The 19,404-nt window shown below is 43.8% G+C and carries 11 protein-coding genes; 5 read left to right on the plus strand and 6 right to left on the minus strand.

All coding sequences use genetic code 11. The annotated features are described in order from the left end of the window. Positions 1 to 2: 2 nt before the first annotated feature. Positions 3 to 2,009 carry a M56 family metallopeptidase gene (locus QWZ17_RS22045; protein ID WP_290307482.1) on the plus strand — a complete coding sequence of 669 codons (2,007 nt, stop codon included), beginning with the start codon at positions 3 to 5 and terminating at the stop codon, positions 2,007 to 2,009. A 152-nt stretch (positions 2,010 to 2,161) separates the two neighbouring features. On the opposite strand, the gene QWZ17_RS22050 is transcribed toward QWZ17_RS22045, so the two are convergent. Further along, complete coding sequence (locus QWZ17_RS22050; RefSeq protein ID WP_290307483.1) at positions 2,162 to 3,565, minus strand: tetratricopeptide repeat protein; 1,404 nt, start codon at positions 3,563 to 3,565, stop codon at positions 2,162 to 2,164. Between the two features lie 231 nt (positions 3,566 to 3,796). On the opposite strand from QWZ17_RS22050, the gene amaB reads away from it, so the two are divergent. Further along, complete coding sequence (gene amaB / locus QWZ17_RS22055) at positions 3,797 to 5,338, plus strand: L-piperidine-6-carboxylate dehydrogenase (protein ID WP_290307484.1); 1,542 nt, start codon at positions 3,797 to 3,799, stop codon at positions 5,336 to 5,338. Positions 5,339 to 5,364: 26 nt separating this feature from the next. Continuing rightward, on the plus strand, positions 5,365 to 7,041 hold the full coding sequence (locus QWZ17_RS22060) for a S8 family serine peptidase (RefSeq protein WP_290307485.1): 1,677 nt from the start codon (positions 5,365 to 5,367) through the stop codon (positions 7,039 to 7,041). 202 nt (positions 7,042 to 7,243) lie between these two features. Here QWZ17_RS22060 and QWZ17_RS22065 read toward each other — a convergent pair whose 3' ends face one another. After that, positions 7,244 to 8,104 (minus strand): CPBP family intramembrane glutamic endopeptidase, encoded by an 861-nt coding sequence (locus QWZ17_RS22065; protein WP_290307486.1) that lies wholly within the window; start codon positions 8,102 to 8,104, stop codon positions 7,244 to 7,246. Between the two features lie 425 nt (positions 8,105 to 8,529). Here QWZ17_RS22065 and QWZ17_RS22070 point away from each other — a divergent pair, with 425 nt between their 5' ends. Next, complete coding sequence (locus tag QWZ17_RS22070) at positions 8,530 to 10,347, plus strand: DUF885 family protein (protein WP_290307487.1); 1,818 nt, start codon at positions 8,530 to 8,532, stop codon at positions 10,345 to 10,347. Positions 10,348 to 10,568: 221 nt separating this feature from the next. On the opposite strand, the gene QWZ17_RS22075 is transcribed toward QWZ17_RS22070, so the two are convergent. Then, on the minus strand, positions 10,569 to 12,113 hold the full coding sequence (locus tag QWZ17_RS22075) for a Do family serine endopeptidase (RefSeq protein ID WP_290307488.1): 1,545 nt from the start codon (positions 12,111 to 12,113) through the stop codon (positions 10,569 to 10,571). Positions 12,114 to 12,342: 229 nt separating this feature from the next. On the opposite strand from QWZ17_RS22075, the gene dapF reads away from it, so the two are divergent. Next, the gene (gene dapF, locus QWZ17_RS22080; RefSeq protein WP_290307489.1) at positions 12,343 to 13,128 is read left to right on the plus strand and encodes a diaminopimelate epimerase; all 786 of its coding nucleotides are present in this window, start codon (positions 12,343 to 12,345) and stop codon (positions 13,126 to 13,128) included. Between the two features lie 91 nt (positions 13,129 to 13,219). Here dapF and QWZ17_RS22085 read toward each other — a convergent pair whose 3' ends face one another. The 3 genes from QWZ17_RS22085 to pgl form a co-directional block, all read right to left on the minus strand. Next, complete coding sequence (locus QWZ17_RS22085) at positions 13,220 to 14,854, minus strand: RagB/SusD family nutrient uptake outer membrane protein (protein ID WP_290307490.1); 1,635 nt, start codon at positions 14,852 to 14,854, stop codon at positions 13,220 to 13,222. Between the two features lie 20 nt (positions 14,855 to 14,874). Beyond that, on the minus strand, positions 14,875 to 18,105 hold the full coding sequence (locus QWZ17_RS22090; protein WP_290307491.1) for a SusC/RagA family TonB-linked outer membrane protein: 3,231 nt from the start codon (positions 18,103 to 18,105) through the stop codon (positions 14,875 to 14,877). 549 nt (positions 18,106 to 18,654) lie between these two features. Next, complete coding sequence (gene pgl, locus QWZ17_RS22095) at positions 18,655 to 19,386, minus strand: 6-phosphogluconolactonase (RefSeq protein WP_290307492.1); 732 nt, start codon at positions 19,384 to 19,386, stop codon at positions 18,655 to 18,657. Positions 19,387 to 19,404 lie beyond the last annotated feature (18 nt).

Below are 19,404 nucleotides of genomic sequence, written 5' to 3' on the forward strand. Positions count from 1 at the left end.
TTATGATTTGGTGGCAATATTTATTACTGGTAAATATTTACCTGGTGTTGTTTTATGCCTTCTACGCTTTGCTGTTACAGCGCGAAACTTTTTTTCAGCTTAACAGGATTTACCTGGTAACGGCGGCGCTGTTGTCGTTTTTTATCCCGGTAATACAGGCCGATTGGGTTCAAAACCTGTTTATTACTCAACAGGTAAAGTATACCATTTACAACATCCCGGCGATAGAGTACCAGTTTAAACCTATTGCCGAAAGCCATTTCAAATTAGGCGAGTTGTTTGCCCTGCTTTATTTATGCGGTATTGTGGTATTATCGGCAAAACTTACCTGGCAGCTTTTTAAACTAAAAAAGGTATTGAGCATGCCCAAAACCAATGTGCCGTATTCATTTTTTAAAACCGTAAAGCTTGATGAAAGCAACCCCGATAACGCTATTATCGAGGCGCACGAACAGGTACATGCCCAACAATGGCATTCGGCCGATGTGCTGCTGATTGAAATGGTGATGATCATTAACTGGTTTAACCCGGTGGTTTACTTTTATCGCTTTGCTATTAAACACATTCACGAGTTTATTGCCGATAGGCAGGCCGTACAGGCAGGCACCAGCAAGGCCGATTATGCTTTGTTGTTGTTAAACCAAACCTTTAACGCGCCCGCGCATCAATTGGTAAACCCGTTTTTTAATCACACTTTATTAAAAAAACGAATTATGATGTTGCAAAAAAACAAATCGCAGCGTATCAGGCTAATTAAATACGGCCTGTCTGCCCCGCTGTTTATATTGATGCTGGTTTTATCATCGGCCACCATCAACAACAGTAAAACCGTAACCACTATTAACAACAAAGCGCAGGAAATTTTCATTACGCCTGCAAACCAGGTGTCATTAGCCAAGGTGATTGATGATGCAGCATCCGTAGTTACAGATACCACCGAAGTTAGAAACGAAGCAGATACTACCGACAATAAAGTTTTCTCGTCGGTAGAAACTTTGCCCGAATTTCCGGGGGGAGTTGAAGCCTTTGGGCATTTTTTAGCATCAAAAATTAAATATCCATCAAAGGCCAGGGAGCAAAAAGTTCAGGGCACCGTGATCTGTACTTTTATTGTGGAAAAAGATGGTAACCTGTCAAACATCCATACAAGCCGCGGCGTAAACCCCGATATTGATGCCGAAGCCATACGGGTATTAAAGCTATCGCCAACATGGAAACCCGGGATTCAAAATAATCATAAGGTACGTACCCAATATTCGGTGCCAATAAGGTTTAGGTTAGAGGATAGCAACAATAAGGCAGCTATTGGAGAGGGACAGGGCGATCCGCCGCCGGTTGTTAAAGAAGTACCCGCTTCACAAGCAGGCGTTTTTTCATCCGTAGAACATTTACCCGAATTTCCCGGAGGCGTTGAGGCATTTGGAAAATTCCTGGGTTCAAAAGTCCGGTATCCTAAAAACGCCCGCGAAAAAGGAATACAAGGCAGGGTAATAGTTACTTTCATTGTCGAAAAAGATGGAAGCCTGTCGGATATTAAGGTAGTACGAGGTGTAAGCGCTGATATTGATGCCGAAGCGCTTAGGGTATTAGCATTATCACCTAAATGGAAGCCCGGCACACAAAAAGGAAAAACGGTAAGAGTTCAATATGCTGTTCCTATTAGTTTTACCCTGGCCGATGATAACAAACCAGCCAACAAAACCGGGGCGGTACAAGCACCTCCACTAGATAATAAACCATCATATGCCGGCGCCGAAAGCACCAGAGACACTTTGAAAGGGCACATAGCAGGCAAAGCAGAGTATAGTGGATTATTATTAACCGGGAAAAACGGTAAAGTTGCCCAGCCGCTATATGTACTTAATGGCAAAGAAATTGGTGAAGATAAAATGAAAGGCATCGACGTAAACACCATAGAAAGCATCAGCGTGTTAAAAGACAAATCAGCTACTGCACTTTACGGTGATAAAGGTATTAACGGCGTGGTGATGATTAAAACTAAGAAGTGATGTTTTGATGTGCAAATTTCAGATGTGCAGATATGCAAATGAAAAAAGGGATGATGATTTAATTGGCAAATCATCATCCCTTTTCATTTATAGCAGGTAGGCAAATCATTCAATCAATCATCTGCACATCTAAAATCTGCATATCTACCAATCTACTTCGTATACCTGTTGATAATATCAACTATCACTTTGTTGGTTTGCAGCTGTGGCAAGTAATCAAATAAAATATAGTGCTTATCCGGGTCGCTGGTGAGGGCCATTTCCAGCTGGCTTAGTGCTTCATTGTACTCGCCTTTGGCAAAAAGGTAGGCCACCATGCGGTAATACAGCTCGGCTGCTTCAGGGTTGTTTTTTATTGCCTGCGAAATAATTTCGATGGCACCGCCCAGCCTTTGCTGCTCATACAAAATAGACGAATAATCTAACCAGGCATCAATATCAAGCGGGTTTAGCTCCACAACCTTTTCATAAGCCTGCTCGGCTTCGTCCATGTGGCCCAGTTTATATTCGGCATCGGCAATGGCAAACCAGTAGTCGGCATTGGCAATATCCAAATCAAGCGCTTTTTTGTAAAAATGCAGGGCCTCAAAATAGCGTTCTTCAAAATCAAGGGTAACTCCAATCCCAAACCAGGCGTCGGCCAATTTAGGGTCCATTTTAACCGATTTTTTGTAAAACGCTCGGGCATCGTCCATTTGCTCCAGCTTTTCGTAGCATTCGCCAATGGCACAATACGTATCGGCATTGGGTTGCTCATACTCAAACGTATGGCGGTAAACCTCAATAGCCTCGGCATATTTTTCCAGGTTAACCAAGGCGTTACCCTTGTTAAAGTAAGCCGATGCAAAGCTATCCTTAATCAGGATGGCATAATCATAAGCATCAATAGCCTTTTCAAATAAGCTGAGTTTGGTGTAGGCGTTGCCCAGGTTATACCATGCGGCATAACTGTAAGGCTCGTTATCAATATATTGCTGATAAAACTGAACGCTTTCTTGCTGGTTGTCCATTACATCGTAGCAAAAAGCTAACTCGTAAAGGGCATCCTGGTTTTCCATATTTTGCTTAAGGCAAAGCTTAAGGTAACTAACGGCGGTATCATAATCGCCCATGTTTTGGTAAACGTAGGCAATGTGTAACAGGATTTCGTCGGTTTCTTCGGCCAGCTCAAGGGCTTTCTCATAGTTTTCAAGGGCCTCGCTAAAACGCTCCATGCTCTCGTACATATTACCGCGAATAATGTAGATATCAGCATCTGATGCTTCGAGCATGGCAGCCTTTTCAAGCGCGGCAAAAGCCTCGGGCACTTTATTACCTACTACCAGTAACTGGGCCTGCTTAATTAAAAATACCGCTGCAAATGGGTGCTGATTACGCGCATACTCTGCAACCTGTAGTGCCTTCGACGGATCATTTTTCTCTATGTAATAGTCGATAATGTTCTCAAACGCCTGGGCATCAAAAAAGTACTGGTCGTGATTTCGAATCATTTCCTCGTACCGCTCTACCGAAAATTTGGGATCTTCAGTAAAACCAAATTCAAATTCTTCTTCCATTCAATTTTGTTTGCAGAACATCCGCTTTAGGTTAACAATGTAATTGCTTTGTAAAGACTTATTGAGTTTAAATTACAACAAGTAACCAACCTAAATAGAATTTAGTTTTCAACATTCGCACATTGTTAACAACTGTTAATTACAAATGATTGATAATTAACAGCAATCATTAAAACCCCGCAATTTCAAATATTGCCTCAAAGATTTTTACCTTTGGCAAAAGTAACAATTATGAGCTTGGATATTTCGGCTATTCTAAAACGTTTACATATAAACGATGTAAATGACGCTTTTAGTACAGGCGGCACCTGGGGCAGTAGCGCTGGTGCTACCGTAAAAGACATCATATCGCCGGTTGACGGTCAAAAAATAGCTTCGGTAAGGTTTGCCTCCGAAGCCGATTATAACCAGGTAGTTACTACTGCTGCCAAGGCATTTAAAACCTGGCGACAGGTGCCGGCACCAAAACGCGGCGAGATAGTAAGGCAAATTGGCGATGCTTTACGCGCTAATAAACAGGACCTGGGCACTTTGGTATCCTACGAAATGGGCAAAAGCCTGCAAGAGGGCCTGGGCGAAGTGCAGGAAATGATTGATATTGCCGATTTTGCTGTTGGCCTAAGCCGCCAGCTGTACGGTTTAACCATGCACAGCGAACGCCCCAACCACCGCATGTATGAGCAGTACCACCCGTTGGGTATTGTTTGCATTATTTCGGCATTTAACTTCCCCGTAGCCGTTTGGAGCTGGAACTCATTACTGGCCATGGTTTGCGGCGATGTAAGCATCTGGAAACCCTCAGAAAAAACACCATTAACCGCTATTGCCTGCCTGCATATCGCGCAGCAGGTTTTGGCAAAAAACAATATTGAAGAAGGCGTTTTAAGCCTGGTAATTGGCGATCGCGTAATTGGCGAGTTAATGGCCAATGATACCCGCATCCCGTTAGTATCGGCCACCGGCTCAACCCGCATGGGTAAAGCGGTAAGCGCCGCTGTTGGCGCAAGGTTGGGCACCAGCCTGTTAGAGCTTGGCGGCAATAACGCCATCATCATCAGCGAAAATGCCGACCTGGACATGTCGCTTATCGGCGCGGTATTTGGAGCGGTTGGTACCGCCGGGCAACGTTGCACCAGTACCCGCAGGCTTATCATCCACGATAGCGTTTACGAGGCATTTAAACAAAAACTGGTTAACGCTTATGGGCAGATCCGTATTGGCAATCCTCTGGATGAGCATAACCACATGGGCCCGCTGATTGACCAGGACGCGGTAGCCCTTTACTTAGATTCGATTGAAAAATGCAAAGCCGAAGGTGGCAAATTTGTTGTTGAAGGCGGCAAACTTGAAGGCGATGCCTACGCATCCGGCTGTTATGTAAAACCATGTATTGCCGAGGTGGAGAATCATTACCAGATAGTGCAGCACGAAACCTTTGCACCAATACTGTATTTAATCAAATATTCAACCATTGAAGAGGCTATCGACCTGCAAAATGGTGTGCCACAGGGCCTCTCATCGGCCATCATGACTAATAATTTACGCGAGGCAGAACAATTTCTATCCTACGCTGGTTCTGATTGTGGAATTGCCAACGTAAACATTGGTACATCGGGAGCCGAAATTGGCGGGGCCTTTGGCGGTGAAAAAGAAACCGGCGGGGGCCGCGAATCTGGCTCTGATGCATGGAAAGTTTACATGAGAAGGCAAACCAATACTATTAATTATTCAAAAACGTTGCCTTTAGCCCAGGGGATCAAATTTGACCTCTAATATTTTTTATTTTCTAATACTTGTACATGTTCAATTTTCGTTCTTTAGTCTCTACCGTTCTTTTTGCTTCATTAAGTGTTAGCTTTTCTGTATCGGCCCAAACAAATCCACAACCCAACGCGCCGGCCGATGCCATATCAATGGCTAAACCCGAAGCCGAACCACCAAAGCATTGGCAGTTAATGGACCTGAAGGAAACCGGCTATTTTGGCATTAGCGCCAAACAGGCTTACCTGTTTTTAAAAGGCAAACAAAGCAAAACCGTGGTTGTGGCCACGCTCGATAGCGGTATTGACACCCTGCAGAAAGATTTGAAGAGCATTTTATGGGTAAATACCAAAGAGATACCCGGCAACGGTATAGACGATGATCATAACGGCTATATTGACGATGTACATGGCTGGAACTTTTTAGGTGGCAAAGGCGGCAAGGCCGATTTTAACCAAACCACCGAAGAGGTACGCGAATACAATAAATTAAAAGATAAATACAACTCGCTAACCGAAGCTACCGCTCCGGATAAAAAAGCCTTTGCTTACTGGCAACGGGTTAAAACGGTTTACGATACCACCATCAATAAAGCCCGTACAGAAACCGAGCAATTACAGCCCATCATGAATGCCTTGATGGCCACCAGCGGCTACATTAAAAAAGCCCTTAAGCTTGATGCCGGAGGCACTTTCAAAGAAACCGACCTGGTAAAAATAACCACCACCAATGATACTTTGAGTCAAAGCAAATATGTATGGGCAACCATATTTTCGCAGGAGGGTGGCAACAAAACTAACGCCGCCATTATTAAAGACCTGAGCGAATACCTTGAAAAATTGAATAATGACCTATCGCCAGACCTGGAATCGCGTAAGCGCATTGTGGGCGATAACGTAGATAGCATGGACCATATACCCTATGGCAACAACCTATTAAAATTTGCCGATGCATCGCATGGTACAGGTGTAGCGGGGCTTATAGGTGCCGTGCGCGGCAATAACTACGGCATCAATGGCGTGGCTGATAATGTGCGCATCATGGCTGTTAAAACAGTACCCAATGGCGACGAATACGATAAAGACGTTGCCAACGCCATTCATTACGCGGTTGACAATGGTGCCAAAATCATCAACATGAGCTTTGGCAAAAAGCTATCGCCCCATAAAGAATGGGTTGACGAGGCTTTTAAATACGCGGCGGCAAAAGATGTATTATTGGTATTGGCCGCGGGTAATGACAACGCTGACATGGATAAAGAGCCCGATTTCCCTAATGACACCTTCCTTGACGGCTCATCAACCGATGCCGATAACCTGATCAACGTAGGTGCTTCAAGTGCTAAATTGGGCGATCACCTTGCCGGCGATTTTAGTAATTATGGCAAAAAGAATGTAGATGTTTTCGCGCCCGGCGTTAAGGTAACCACCATTGATACCGATGCCGAATTTAATACAGAAGATGGCACCAGCTTTTCTGCACCAATAACAGCTGGGGTAGCGGCTTTAATTTTGGAATACTATCCAACCTTGAGCGCGAAACAATTAAAACAAGCTATCCTGCAATCGGCAACGCCACTAAACGGCACCATGGTTTATAAGCCCGGCAGCAAAACCGAGAAAGTTGACTTTACAACCCTAAGCAAAACCGGCGGTATTGTAAATGCTTATAAAGCACTTCAAATAGCATCGAAAATGACAGGGGAGCGGAAGTAGCGGACTGGCTGAATTTGGGACGAGTTGACTTTGAGACAAAAGATAATAGGATAACATTTTCAGCGAAAGGCTTCCGAAGTTTTTAAAACTTCGGAAGCCTGGGTTCTTCAACATCATTGTTTGCTATTCAATCTTTCGTCGCTGCCACAAACGTCTCGCTTGTAGCCTGCATGCAAAGTGTGCAACAAGTAGGTTTTATGTCCTATAGTTCCACCTCGATGGAAGCAGCCTTTCTGTTAATAATCCAACATCCGCCCGTAAACACAATTGCCGCGCAAACGCATAGCGCAATATAATAGGGCACTCCTAAAATAATCAAAAGATCCTGCCTGTTTTTTGGGAAAAATAGAAATAGCATCGCTATACTGTTGTTTGTGGCATGGATGATAATGCCCGGTAAAACCGATTTTGTTTTGTAAAATACCCATCCCAAAAACAAGCCAATAAAAAAGGCAGGTAGAGCTTGCCAGGGGTTAAGATGTATAAGCGCGAAAAAGAGAGCGGAGATTAAGATTGCTTTATTGGGAGTATAGTTTTTTAACAGCCCCCTTAAAACAATTCCGCGGCACAGGAGCTCTTCTATAATGGGGGCTACCACAGTTATGGTAATGATTGACAATACATCCTTTGATAACACTTTTTCAAAAAGCTTTTCTACAGAAGGCGGCATAGGCAGTATATGCGAAATTCGCTCTGAACCAACTACAAAAGCCATTGTGCTGATGATTACTACAGGGAAAAGCCAGGCCGGCACTTTGCTAAAGCTAATACTGAAGGAATTTCCTTCCTGCATTTTGCTTTTTTTGATAGCGTATTTTATGATAAACAAAAAGCTAAAAAGATATGCCAGCAAGTTAAAAAAGGAGGTTAGTAAAGGAGATTGCCACTCCAGCCCCTTGGCTGCAGAAAGCAAAATGAGTATGGCGATAGATCCGATGATATTATAAAAAATAATTACAAAAAACAGCCTGAAAATAGATTTGCCATTAGGGTAGGCGGGTTTTATGATCGTGCTGTCGGTAAAGTCATTGATCACATGGCTTTCAGGTTCGGGTTGGTTCATTTACAAATATTATGAACAATGTTGATTCAAGCATCAAGATGCCATATAATTATTATTGCTTAGTAGGGATAACTCATCCTGAAAAAAGTCTACACTTTAAATGAATAACCCTGTAAAATATTGTCTAAGTTATTGATATTCAAGCGATAAAATGTTCCATTGGTTTCTTTTTGACAAAACGATAACTTCCTGATTATCAGAATTAATGCGTTCCAAAGTGTTCCGCGTGTTCCACCCGTTCCGGTGGAACGCTAAAGACAAATCAGCCCGGGCACCCCCGCTCTTAATACCAACTACGAACAAGGGACTTTAAGATAAAATTCGACCACAATTGGCTAATCGCAGGTTGAGGGGTATAAATGGATATTGCGTATCTTGAGATTCGATAACCCATCGTGTTTTTATTGTATTTCAATCCATATCGCATGTATCTAAAAATACCTCATCCTAATTTAAAAATTTTTATAAAGCCGCTAACTTTTACAGCTGTGGCCTTGGCGATGTTAATGCCGCCCAAAGCCATTGCCCAAACCGCGCAGCAAAAGGCGGCCTTGTATGAGCAGGCCAGCGAAGTATCGGGCCTGGTAATTCAATACGGCAGGGATATGAACGCCATTCGCGATTTTTATTCGCCCTATACGGCTATTGACGGCTATAACGACCAGTCGACTCAGGTATCGCCCGAAGAAAGCACCCGGCTTACCGAAATTGCCAACGGCTACCTCGAAAAGCTTAAGCAAACCGATTTTGACAGCATGAGCATTTATGGCAAGGTAGATTATACCTTGCTAAAAAAACAAATAGTGTATGACCTGGGCGCTATTAAGCTTGATGCCGATGAGTACAGCAAAATAGCCGGCTACCTCCCCTTTGCCGATGAAATTTATCAGCTGGAAAAAAAGCGTCGCCGTGGTATTTATGTAGATGGACAGGATGTGGCCTTGCAGCTCAACAATATTTTAAAAGAAGTTAAAACCGCCCAAATTGGTTTTGTCGCGGTTAAATCATTAGATATGCCACTGGCCCGTAAAGGCAAAGCTGCCGCGCTGGGTTTAGGGCGCAGGCTTAAAAGCTTCTTTGATTTTTACATGGGGTACGATCCCAACTTTACCTGGTGGGCTCCCAAACCATATCAGAAACTCGATTCGGCTTTAACAACTTACGCCGGGCAAATCATGAGCAAGGGCAAAGTAAGCACCACGCAAAAGCCCGATAGCAGCGGCATTAAAGGCGTACCGATAGGTAACGACGAACTGGTGCGCCAGCTCAAAGCAGAAATGATCCCCTACTCGCCGCAGGAACTCATCGCGTTAGCCAATAAAGAGTTTGCTTTTTGCGATAAAGAGATGCTGAAAGCCAGTAACGAAATGGGCTTTGGTAACGATTGGCACAAGGCATTGGAAAAAGTGAAGAACAGCTATGTTCCCGCCGGTCATCAGCCCGAGGCTATCCTGAAATTGTATAACGATGCACTCTCCTTCATCAAAGCGCGCGACCTGATTTCCATTCCTCCGTTGGCCGAAGAAACCTGGGGCATGACCATGATGACACCCGAGCGCCAGCTGGTTAACCCCTTCTTTTTAGGCGGACCGGAAATTATCATCAGCTATCCTACCAACACCATGAACGAGGCTGATAAGTTGATGAGCATGCGTGGTAATAACCCGTACTTCTCCCGGGGGACGGTGCAGCACGAATTATTGCCGGGCCACAACCTGCAATACTTTATGAACAGTCGCTACAAGCCGTACAGGGATATGTTCAACACGCCGTTTTGGATTGAAGGGTGGTCGTTATATTGGGAGTTGTTATTGTACGATCAAGGTTTTGCCAAAACGCCCGAGGAGCGCATTGGTATGATGTTTTGGCGTATGCACCGTTGCGCAAGGATCATCTTCTCGCTCAACTACCACTTAGGGAACTGGACACCACAGCAATGCATCGACTTTTTGGTTGACCGTGTTGGCCACGAACGGGCCAATGCAGAGGGCGAAGTGCGCCGGTCGTTTAAGGGAGATTATAGTCCGCTATACCAGGTGGCTTACCTCACCGGAGGCTTGCAATTGATGAGCCTGAAACGTGAATTAGTTGACGGCGGCAAAATGACCTACAAGCAATTCCATGATGCCGTAATGAAAGAAAACGCCATGCCTATTGAAATGGTTCGCGCCACCCTCACCAACCAGGCCCTCACCCGCGATTTTACCACGCAATGGAAGTTTTATGATTTTGGAGCGAAATAACATGTTACAGTAGAGACGCAATATTTTGCGTCTCCCGCGTGCAAATCGGTTAAGCAAATCAATAATGCAAACCGGCCCTGCAAATTCGCCCTGTATAGTTAGAGACGCAAAATATTGCGTCTCTACATAAAAAAAATAAAGCATAAAAGCCCGGCGTCAGCCGGGCTTTTATGTTAAACATCATCTGCACATCTGAAATCTGCACATCTGCATATCAGGGTTTACTGCACCTGGAACATATTGTTAAAGTTTGTACCATCAGGGTAGTAGCCCGATATAACCAGGTTACCGTTACGCAGGTTGGTGATCACTTTGTCAATATCGGCCACACTGTTAATTGGCGATTTATTGATGCTGGTGATTATAGAACCTACCGGAATTTCGAAGCTATCAAACACACGGCCTTCGCGCACCTGGGTAACCAATACGCCGGAGTTTACGTGGTATTTAGCTTTCTGCGCCTGGGTTAAAGGCTGGAAGCTTGCGCCAAGTTTGTTAAACAATTCTTCGGCCGATTTTGACACCGCCGCGGTACGGTTAGTTGCAGGGGTGGCATCGGCTTTAAGGGTTACCGCGAAAGCTTTTTCTTTACCATCGCGCAACACAGTAAGGTTAATTTTATCGCCCGGTTGCAAACGACCTACGTGCTCCTGCAAATCAGATGATTCGTACACCTGTACACCTTCTACCTTTTCAATTATATCACCTTTTTGCAGACCCGCAGCTTGCGCACCGCCGCCATCAACCAACTCGTTTACATATAAGCCGGTGGTTTGGCTAACGCCTAATTTTTGAGCAACATCCGGGTTAAGCTCGGTAAAGCTTACGCCAACATAGCCACGTTTAACGGTACCGAATTTTTTAATATCGTTCAGTACTTTTTTGGCCAGGTTAACCGGGATAGCAAAGCCGTAGCCTTCATATGAGCCGGTATGAGAAGCTATCGCGGCGTTGATGCCTATCAGCTCGCCTTTGGTGTTTACAAGGGCACCGCCGCTGTTACCGGGGTTTATGGCGGCATCTGTTTGAATGAACGATTCAATAGCCTTGTTCAATTTTGGCGTTGCCGGCTGGTTGCGGGTACGGCCAAACGGATTGCTCTCGTCCTGGTTGTCTTCGCTGCCAATGATGCCAATGTTACGGCCTTTAGCGCTAATGATCCCTGCGGTTACTGTCGAGGTTAAGTTAAAAGGGTTACCTACGGCTAAAACCCATTCGCCAACACGGGCCTCGTCAGAGTTACCTAATTTTACGATAGGCAGGTCGGTAGCGCTGATTTTGATCAGGGCCAGGTCGGTGTTAGGGTCGGTACCAATTACTTTAGCTTCAAAGGTGCGGTGGTCATTAGTGGCCACGGTAATTTTGTCGGCCTTTTCAACAACGTGGTTGTTGGTAACAATATAGCCGTCATTTGAAATAATAACACCCGAGCCTGATGCCATTTGCGGACCTTGCGGACGTACACGCTGGCCAAACATATCGCCAAACATTTGCTGCAACTGGTCCTGGCTGCTGCCGCTGCCCTGGCTGCTGTACGTGGTACGAATGTAAACTACCGCCGGCGTAACAGCCGCCGCGGCTTCAGTAAAATCAAGCGCGCCGGTTGATGATACTACCGGGGCCTGGTGGTTACTGGTGAAATAAACTTTTTGTTTGTCTTCGAAGCTCATGTTATCCGAATATTTATTCTCGATAACCTTGTAAGCGCCTAAAGCCATGGCTCCTCCAACAAAAGCGGTTAATAATGTTAAACCAATCTTTTTCATCTTTATATTTGCCTTTCTTTATTTTGTTTATAATTAACAAATCAAATTTAATACCATATAGACTACATAATCAACGATAAGTTATCACCGATTGTGTTAAAATTTGTTAAAATGATTTGAGCTAATTTTGATGTCGGATTTCGGATGTTCGATTTCGGAATTATCTGAAGGTCAGTAGCGCTTTTATAACAGAAGAAGATTTAGAAGGAGTTCAGTAAAATACATCATTGTGAAAATACATTTCTATAAATACCAGGGTGCCGGCAACGATTTTATATTGGTTGATAACCGCGAAAATATAGTTGATCATCATAATCCTAAGTTGATTGAGCGCCTTTGCGACCGCCGATTTGGCATTGGTGGCGACGGCGCTATGTTTTTGCAAAACAAAGAGGGTTTTGATTTTGAGATGGTGTATTACAATGCCGATGGTCAGCCAAGCAGCATGTGCGGTAACGGCGGTCGTTGTATTGTAGCTTTTGCCAAATTTTTAGGGGTGATTGATGCTGAAACTGAATTTTTGGCGGTTGATGGTCCGCATATTGCCAAAATTTCTGCCGAGGGCGATTGGGTAAGCCTGCAAATGATTGATGTAAACGAATTGAATACCGATTTGGACGCCTACGTGCTCAATACAGGATCGCCGCATTACGTGAAATTGGTTGACGGCCTGGAAAGCCGCGATGTTTTTCATGAAGGCAAAGCCATCCGCAATAACGCCACTTACCGCGAAAAAGGTATCAACGTAAACTTTGTTGAACCAATGGATAAAGGTTATTTTGTACGCACTTTTGAACGCGGTGTAGAGGACGAAACCTTTGCCTGCGGTACAGGAGTTACCGCCGTAGCCTTAGCCATGGCCAGCCACAACCAGCAAACTGGCCACATTGATACGCCCATTAAAGTATTAGGCGGCAACCTCAACATCCGCTTTAACTACGATGGCAAAGCGTTTACCGATATTTTTTTAGAAGGTCCCGCGATGCAGGTTTTTGATGGGGTGGTAGAGATATAAACCTACCCCAAATCTTAAAAAATAAAAGGCCGTGCATTTGTTTGCACGACCTTAGCAGTATTAACTGATATTTATAAAGAACGATAACAAATCAATTTGGATTTTTTACCGGGGCGCTGCCTGCTCCCGGTGGGTTTAATACCGTTTCATCTGCCGGTACATCCCAATAATCAAGGAAATTGTAGTTAATAGTGGCATGTGTGTTTAAAACGCCCGCAGGGGTTAACACAACGCAATTTGTACGACCACCGCCTTTTGATATATCGTAAATAACACCCCAGCGGCGGGCATCATAAAACGCGGTACCTCTGAATAATAAAGCCAAACGGCGCTCTTTTCTCAACTCTTCAAGCGCTTGTGTTAAAGTAAGGCCGGTGCCCGATACTTTGGCCAAACCAGCTCCCTGGTAGGTACGCACATTATCAATGCTCGCCAACCCTAAATCAATTTTACCGGTGTAAATCAATGCTTCGGCTTTCATTAACTCGTTTTCTTCGTAGCTGCCGGCCATGTATACTTCTTGTTTACCGGGGGTTTTATTGGCTATTTGTATTGCACCGGTATTAGGTACAGAATCAAGTTTGGCGTCATATAGTTTCCAACGGGTACTGAAGGTGAAACCACCTACCTGGTTGTAAAAAGGCTTCACCTGCAAAAAGTTTTGTGTTTTGCGTTTGTCGCCGGCTTTAATATCCTGTACCAGTCTTTCGCTAATGGTAAAGCTGCTCGCGGTTTCATCGCCCGAGGTATTAGCTGCTACCGAGCCGCCACCTGCCGAAAACACATAATTGTTTGCGGTGGTCCAGCCGGCAAATACATTATCAGATGATGCGATACCGGCGTTAGTTAGGGTAAGGATGCTGGCCCAGTTATCGGCGGTCATGGCCGATGTTCTGGTATTTACCAAAAGGTTGCGCGCCAATAAGGTGTTTATACTGTGAATAAACATATCTGGCGTTGGTACCTGGGCATTACCGGTCTGGAAAAATGAAGGCAGTAACGATTTCATTAACGTAGTGTAAGCATCGGTACTGCTGATAGATTTCAAAAGCGTTGCTGCCTGGTTAAGGTTTTTATTTGATTCGGCAATTAAAGCAGCGCTGGTAACGTAGGTGTTGCTTGCGGTGCTTACAACATCATTAATCAAACCGGCGTAATAAACGGAACCTAACCGGGCATAAGCATAACCTTTCCACCAATAAGCCCAGGCTTTGTAGGTAGCCAGTTTGGTTGCAGCATCGCCCGATAGCGGCACACTGCCTGCAAGTGCCAGGATCTGGTTTGCCGCGTTGTTTAAGCCGTACATGCTTTGCCACTCGTAGTAAAACATATTAGTACCTTGCTTATCGCGGGTGTTGTTAAGACGCAGGTTGGCAATTTGAGGTTGCGGATTGGTAACGCGTGATCCATCGTCAAGAATGGCGTAGTCTGGTACGTTAACAAGGTTAACGTTTTGGTTTGATGCCTGTGCCGAAACATCATCGGCAAGTAATTCATGATAGCCATAGCAAAGCGAGAAAAAGCTATCTCCCAGCCAGCCGTCGCCATTCACAAAGCCGTTAATGTAAATACTGCCCGATGCCAGCGAGGTAAGGCCGCTTTCGGTTTTTGCCTGCTCAAGTGTTGGCGAATTGGGGTTTTTAACATCCAGTTCTTTTTTGCACGATGATGATACAATACTGCCGGCCAAAAGTATTGATGCTGTTATATATTTATATTTTTTCATTTCTGTTTAGTTAAATTCAATTAAAACCCAAGATTTATGCCCACCTGGTATGATTTGCTGTTTGGTGTTGAATCATGATCAACCCCTCTGTCAAATGGCGAGTTTGACGCGCCAGAGCTGGTTTCGGGATCAAAGCCTGTGTATTTAGTAAATGTTAAGATGTTACGCCCGGTAAAGGTTAAAACGGCTTTTTTGAAAACCTTGCCGCCGATGTATTTAGAGAAATCGTACCCAAGGTAAATGTTCCTTAATCTTAAAAACGAGGCACCTTCATAAAAATAATCTTTGGTTCCGTTCCTGGCTCCGTTCCTGGCTCCAATAATATCGGCATAGGCGCTACGGTAATACGCGGTGTAAGCCGCGGTTGTGCCGCCAATGTTAACGGCTTTATCATAGTCGCCGCTTATGCCATCACGGTATTGCCATTCTTTGGTTTGATTGTAAAGATGGCTGCCGTAAACCCAATCAAACTGAAAGCCGAACGAAAGTGATTTGTAGTTAAAATTGTTGATGAAAGAGGCGTTGAATTTAGGGTTCGGATCGCCAAATGAGGTTGCCTCACTTGCAAACTGGATGCCCTTGGTAGCAATGTTAACCACACGACCATCTACAATGGTGTATTTGCTGTAATCTGCCGGCAATATGTATGGCACACCCGCGCTATTGGTTTCGCTAAGACTTGTTAAGGCTTTGTTACCAAATATCTGCCCTATTTTTTGACCCGCAGCTAAGGTTAACTGGGTGCTGCCCGCGGCGGTGCTTAAAATAATTGGCGCGCCGCTTGTGCTGGTGATTATAGTGGTAGCTTTGCTAAAATTGTTTGTAAAACTCCAGTTAAAGTCTTTAGCTTTTAAAATATTAAGGTTAACCGATGCCTGGAATCCATGCGATGCAAGGCCGATGGCATTGGTTTTTATTTGGGTACCACCGGTTGACGGTGGCGTATTGATATTATAGATAACGTTATTTGCTTTACGGTTCCAGTAGGTACCGCTTACACTTATATCGCTGAACCAGTTGCCCGATGATCCTTTGATGCTGAAATCTGTACCAACTTCATATTCTTTTGAAACCTCTACCTTTAAGTTAGGGTTAGCCAGCGATGTAGGCAGGTTAAAGGTAAGTGCCGTACCAATATTGCCCGGGTTAATGGTTGGATACCTGTCAAACGGTTGTGGCTGTGTTCCGGCCTCGCCATAACCGCCGCGGAATTTAAACTCAGGAACAACTTCGCCCAATTTTGAATTTTTCCAGAAATCAAATGATGATATCCTGACGTAACCGTTGGCATTGGGGAAAGTAAATGGCTTTGAACCACCACCAAAAGCCGACGAATAATCACTTCTGAAACCGCCTGCAACACCAGCGTAATCGCCAAAATCAATTTTTTGATTTACATAAAAGCCGTAAGTAATAAAAGGCTGCGTGTAGTCATAAGACACGGCTTGCGTGGCTGTTTGGTTAAAGTTGTAAATGGCGTAAACCGGCAACTCTAAACCATAGGTGTTAAAATATTTGTCTACATTTTTACGATAGTCATAACCTAACAGTGTAGTGGTTGTAATAGGTACGTTGATGTGAAAATCTTTTTCAAAATCGGTTTTAATAATTGCCGATCCGTTAAAGTTTTGAAACGTGGTACTGTTGGTGGCTTTATCAAGCTCGCCGTTAGGGTTAGCGGCGTAAGCTCCATAATATGATCCCAGGTCAATTGCGGTAAGTGTACCCGATTGATTTTTATATATGGTATTCTGTTCGGTATGCTGATAGTTAAGGCCGTACTTGGCGTTTAACGATATAAATTTATTGATCTTATAATCGGCCTGGAAACTTTGTAGCAGATCTTCACGGTTGGCTATCCTGCTGGCCCATTGGGTGTAATAATTAGGGTTTGATCCGTTTACACTCACCGTGCCAGAGTTTAATGAAAGCGGGTAGCTGCCGTCGGCATTTTTTTGATTAAAATCATAGTACGGCGATGCGTTTAACACATCGAAAATACCACCTGCGTTACCTATACCGTAGTTGGGGTTAATGGTGTTTTTGGTATAAATAAGCTGGGTGATTGACCGTATGGTGAATCCTTTAAATAATTCGGCACCAATGTTTGCGGTTAAATTGCTCCTGTCATTATAACCGTTATTGCGGATGTTACTTTGTTGATGATTGTTTGATAACGTTAAAGCATAATCAGACTTTTCGTTCGCCCCAGAAAGTGCTACACTGTTGTTGGTGGTATAAGCCGTTTTAAACAGTTGGGCAAGGTGGTCATAATATTTTAAGTTGGTGCCATATTGCTGATGGGCGATGTTTAATGGGTTTGACATTGCCGTTGGCGCGCCATTCGAAGGATCTGCGCCGTAAGCCCATTGGAGGCCAAGGTACCTGCCGTCCTGGTTTCTTACTATAGGTTTATTATCGGCATCAATGAACTGGCCGCTGGCATCAGTTTTAAAGCTGCTTAGTTTTGCCTGGTGTACATCGCCAAGATTAAGGTAGTTACCCGCGCTTGCACTTGATGAAACCTCTATACGTGTTTTACCCAATTTACCCTTTTTGGTAAAAACCTGTATAACACCATTGGCTCCTTGCGCACCATAAATTGTTGATGCAGCCGCACCCTGTACAATCTCGATGTGATCAACCGTGGCCGGATCAAGCTGTGTTATATCCGTTGTGCGCGATTCAACACCATCTACCAATATCATAGGCGATGTACTGCCTTGTACAGTATTGATACCGCGTAATACAATGTTGGTTTTTGCACCGGGAGTACCGTCAACAGACGAGATCTGCGCGCCGGGAACCTGCCCTATCAAGCCCTGGTCAATAGAGGCCTGGGGCGATGCCGACAAGCTTTTGCCCGAAAGTGCTTCTACAGAAATACCCAATTTGGCTTTGTTGGTCGCCACACCTGATCCTGTTACAACAACTTCGCTCAGGGCTTTGAAGTCATTGGCAAGCGCTACGTTTACTACGCTGCCTTCAATGGGCACTTCGGTTTTAAGGTAGCCGATAAAAGAAAATACGAGGGTGGTGCCCGAGGATGGCACGCTTAAGGAAAACTTACCCGAGCCGGAGGTTTGGGTGCCGACGTGTGTTCCTTTTACGGTAACACTTACCCCCGGGATGGGTAAACCGTCGTCTTTACTTGTTACCGTACCGGTAATTGTTCGATTTTGGGCGTAGGCGTATTGGCAAAATATGGCCAATAGCATTCCCATCAAGTTTTTGAGGAAACTTTTTTTCATGCTGTAAATCAGTTAAATAGTTAATAGTGTTCAATTACAATATACATTGTAACAAACACATTACAATTCAGCATGCAATTTTTATCATTAAAGCAAAAAGGCTGGAAAATTTTAAAGGGAATTGATGTTTTTATATTTTTTATATGGCAATATTATCGAAATGTTAAAATAATTTAATTTTTTAAGCACAATTAAAACGTTTTATCGATAATTTATTTGAACAAAAACGTAAAACTTAAACGTTATAGTTGCAATAATTGATTAGTGTACTATCTATTTTGAATTTTGTTTGCACTTTTATCATACATAATCAAAACAAATTTGATTTTTACTTCATTTAATAACTAAAGAATAAAAATTAATAATTTACACAACCGATTATTGAAGTTTATATCGAATTATTTGAAATCTTTGAACAATATTTTAATAAAAGTAAATACACTAAGTATAGTTTTTTTTGTAACGGATTGATGCTTACCAGGGAACTTAAACACAAAAAGGGCCACAAACTTCATGCTTGCGACCCTTTATTTTTAAAAAGATAATGCGCTATTCCAGTTCTTGCAGATTAGCGGCGGCGGGTTCATCTAAAAACCACTCGGTTTCGCCAACTATTGAGTCGATAAGCTGGGCCGGGTATTCTTCAATGTCTTCGTCGTCTTCCAAAATGTGATGTACAGCAATAGCTTTGCCTTCGCCATAAACCAGGAACGCTATGTAGCGTGCATCGTTTATTAAAGGTGCATTTAGCGTAATGCGCCATACCTGCTGATCTTCTAACCATACTTCTTTTACACCCGGTGTAGTATCATGTAATACCGGCGTATGCGGGAATAATGATGCCGTGTGCGAATTATCGCCCAGGCCTAATAACACAAGGTCGAAACTCAATTCTTCTTCATCAAAAAAGGTAGAGATCATTTGCCAGTATTTTTCGGCTGCTTCGGCAGGTTCAAATGAGGTATCAACCGCGAATACGTTTGCCGGACTAATCAACAATGGATCAAACAAAGCTGTTTTAGCCATCAGGTAATTGCTATCCTTATGGGTTTGAGGCACATTGCGCTCATCGCCAAAAAAGAAATAAACCTTTGTCCAGTCTACCTGGTCGGCATAGCTTGTTGAAGCCAACAGCTCGTACAATTTTTTGGGCGAGCTGCCGCCTGATAACGCTACCGTAAATTTACCACGGGCTGTAATTGACGCGTCGGCTATTTTGACAAAATAATCTGCCAGCGCCATCAACGTTTCGTCGGCAGTATTAAAGATATTTAAATTCATATGTCTTTTTTTGAGGAT

The organism is Mucilaginibacter flavus, assembly GCF_030409315.1.
Lineage (GTDB): Bacteria > Bacteroidota > Bacteroidia > Sphingobacteriales > Sphingobacteriaceae > Mucilaginibacter > Mucilaginibacter flavus.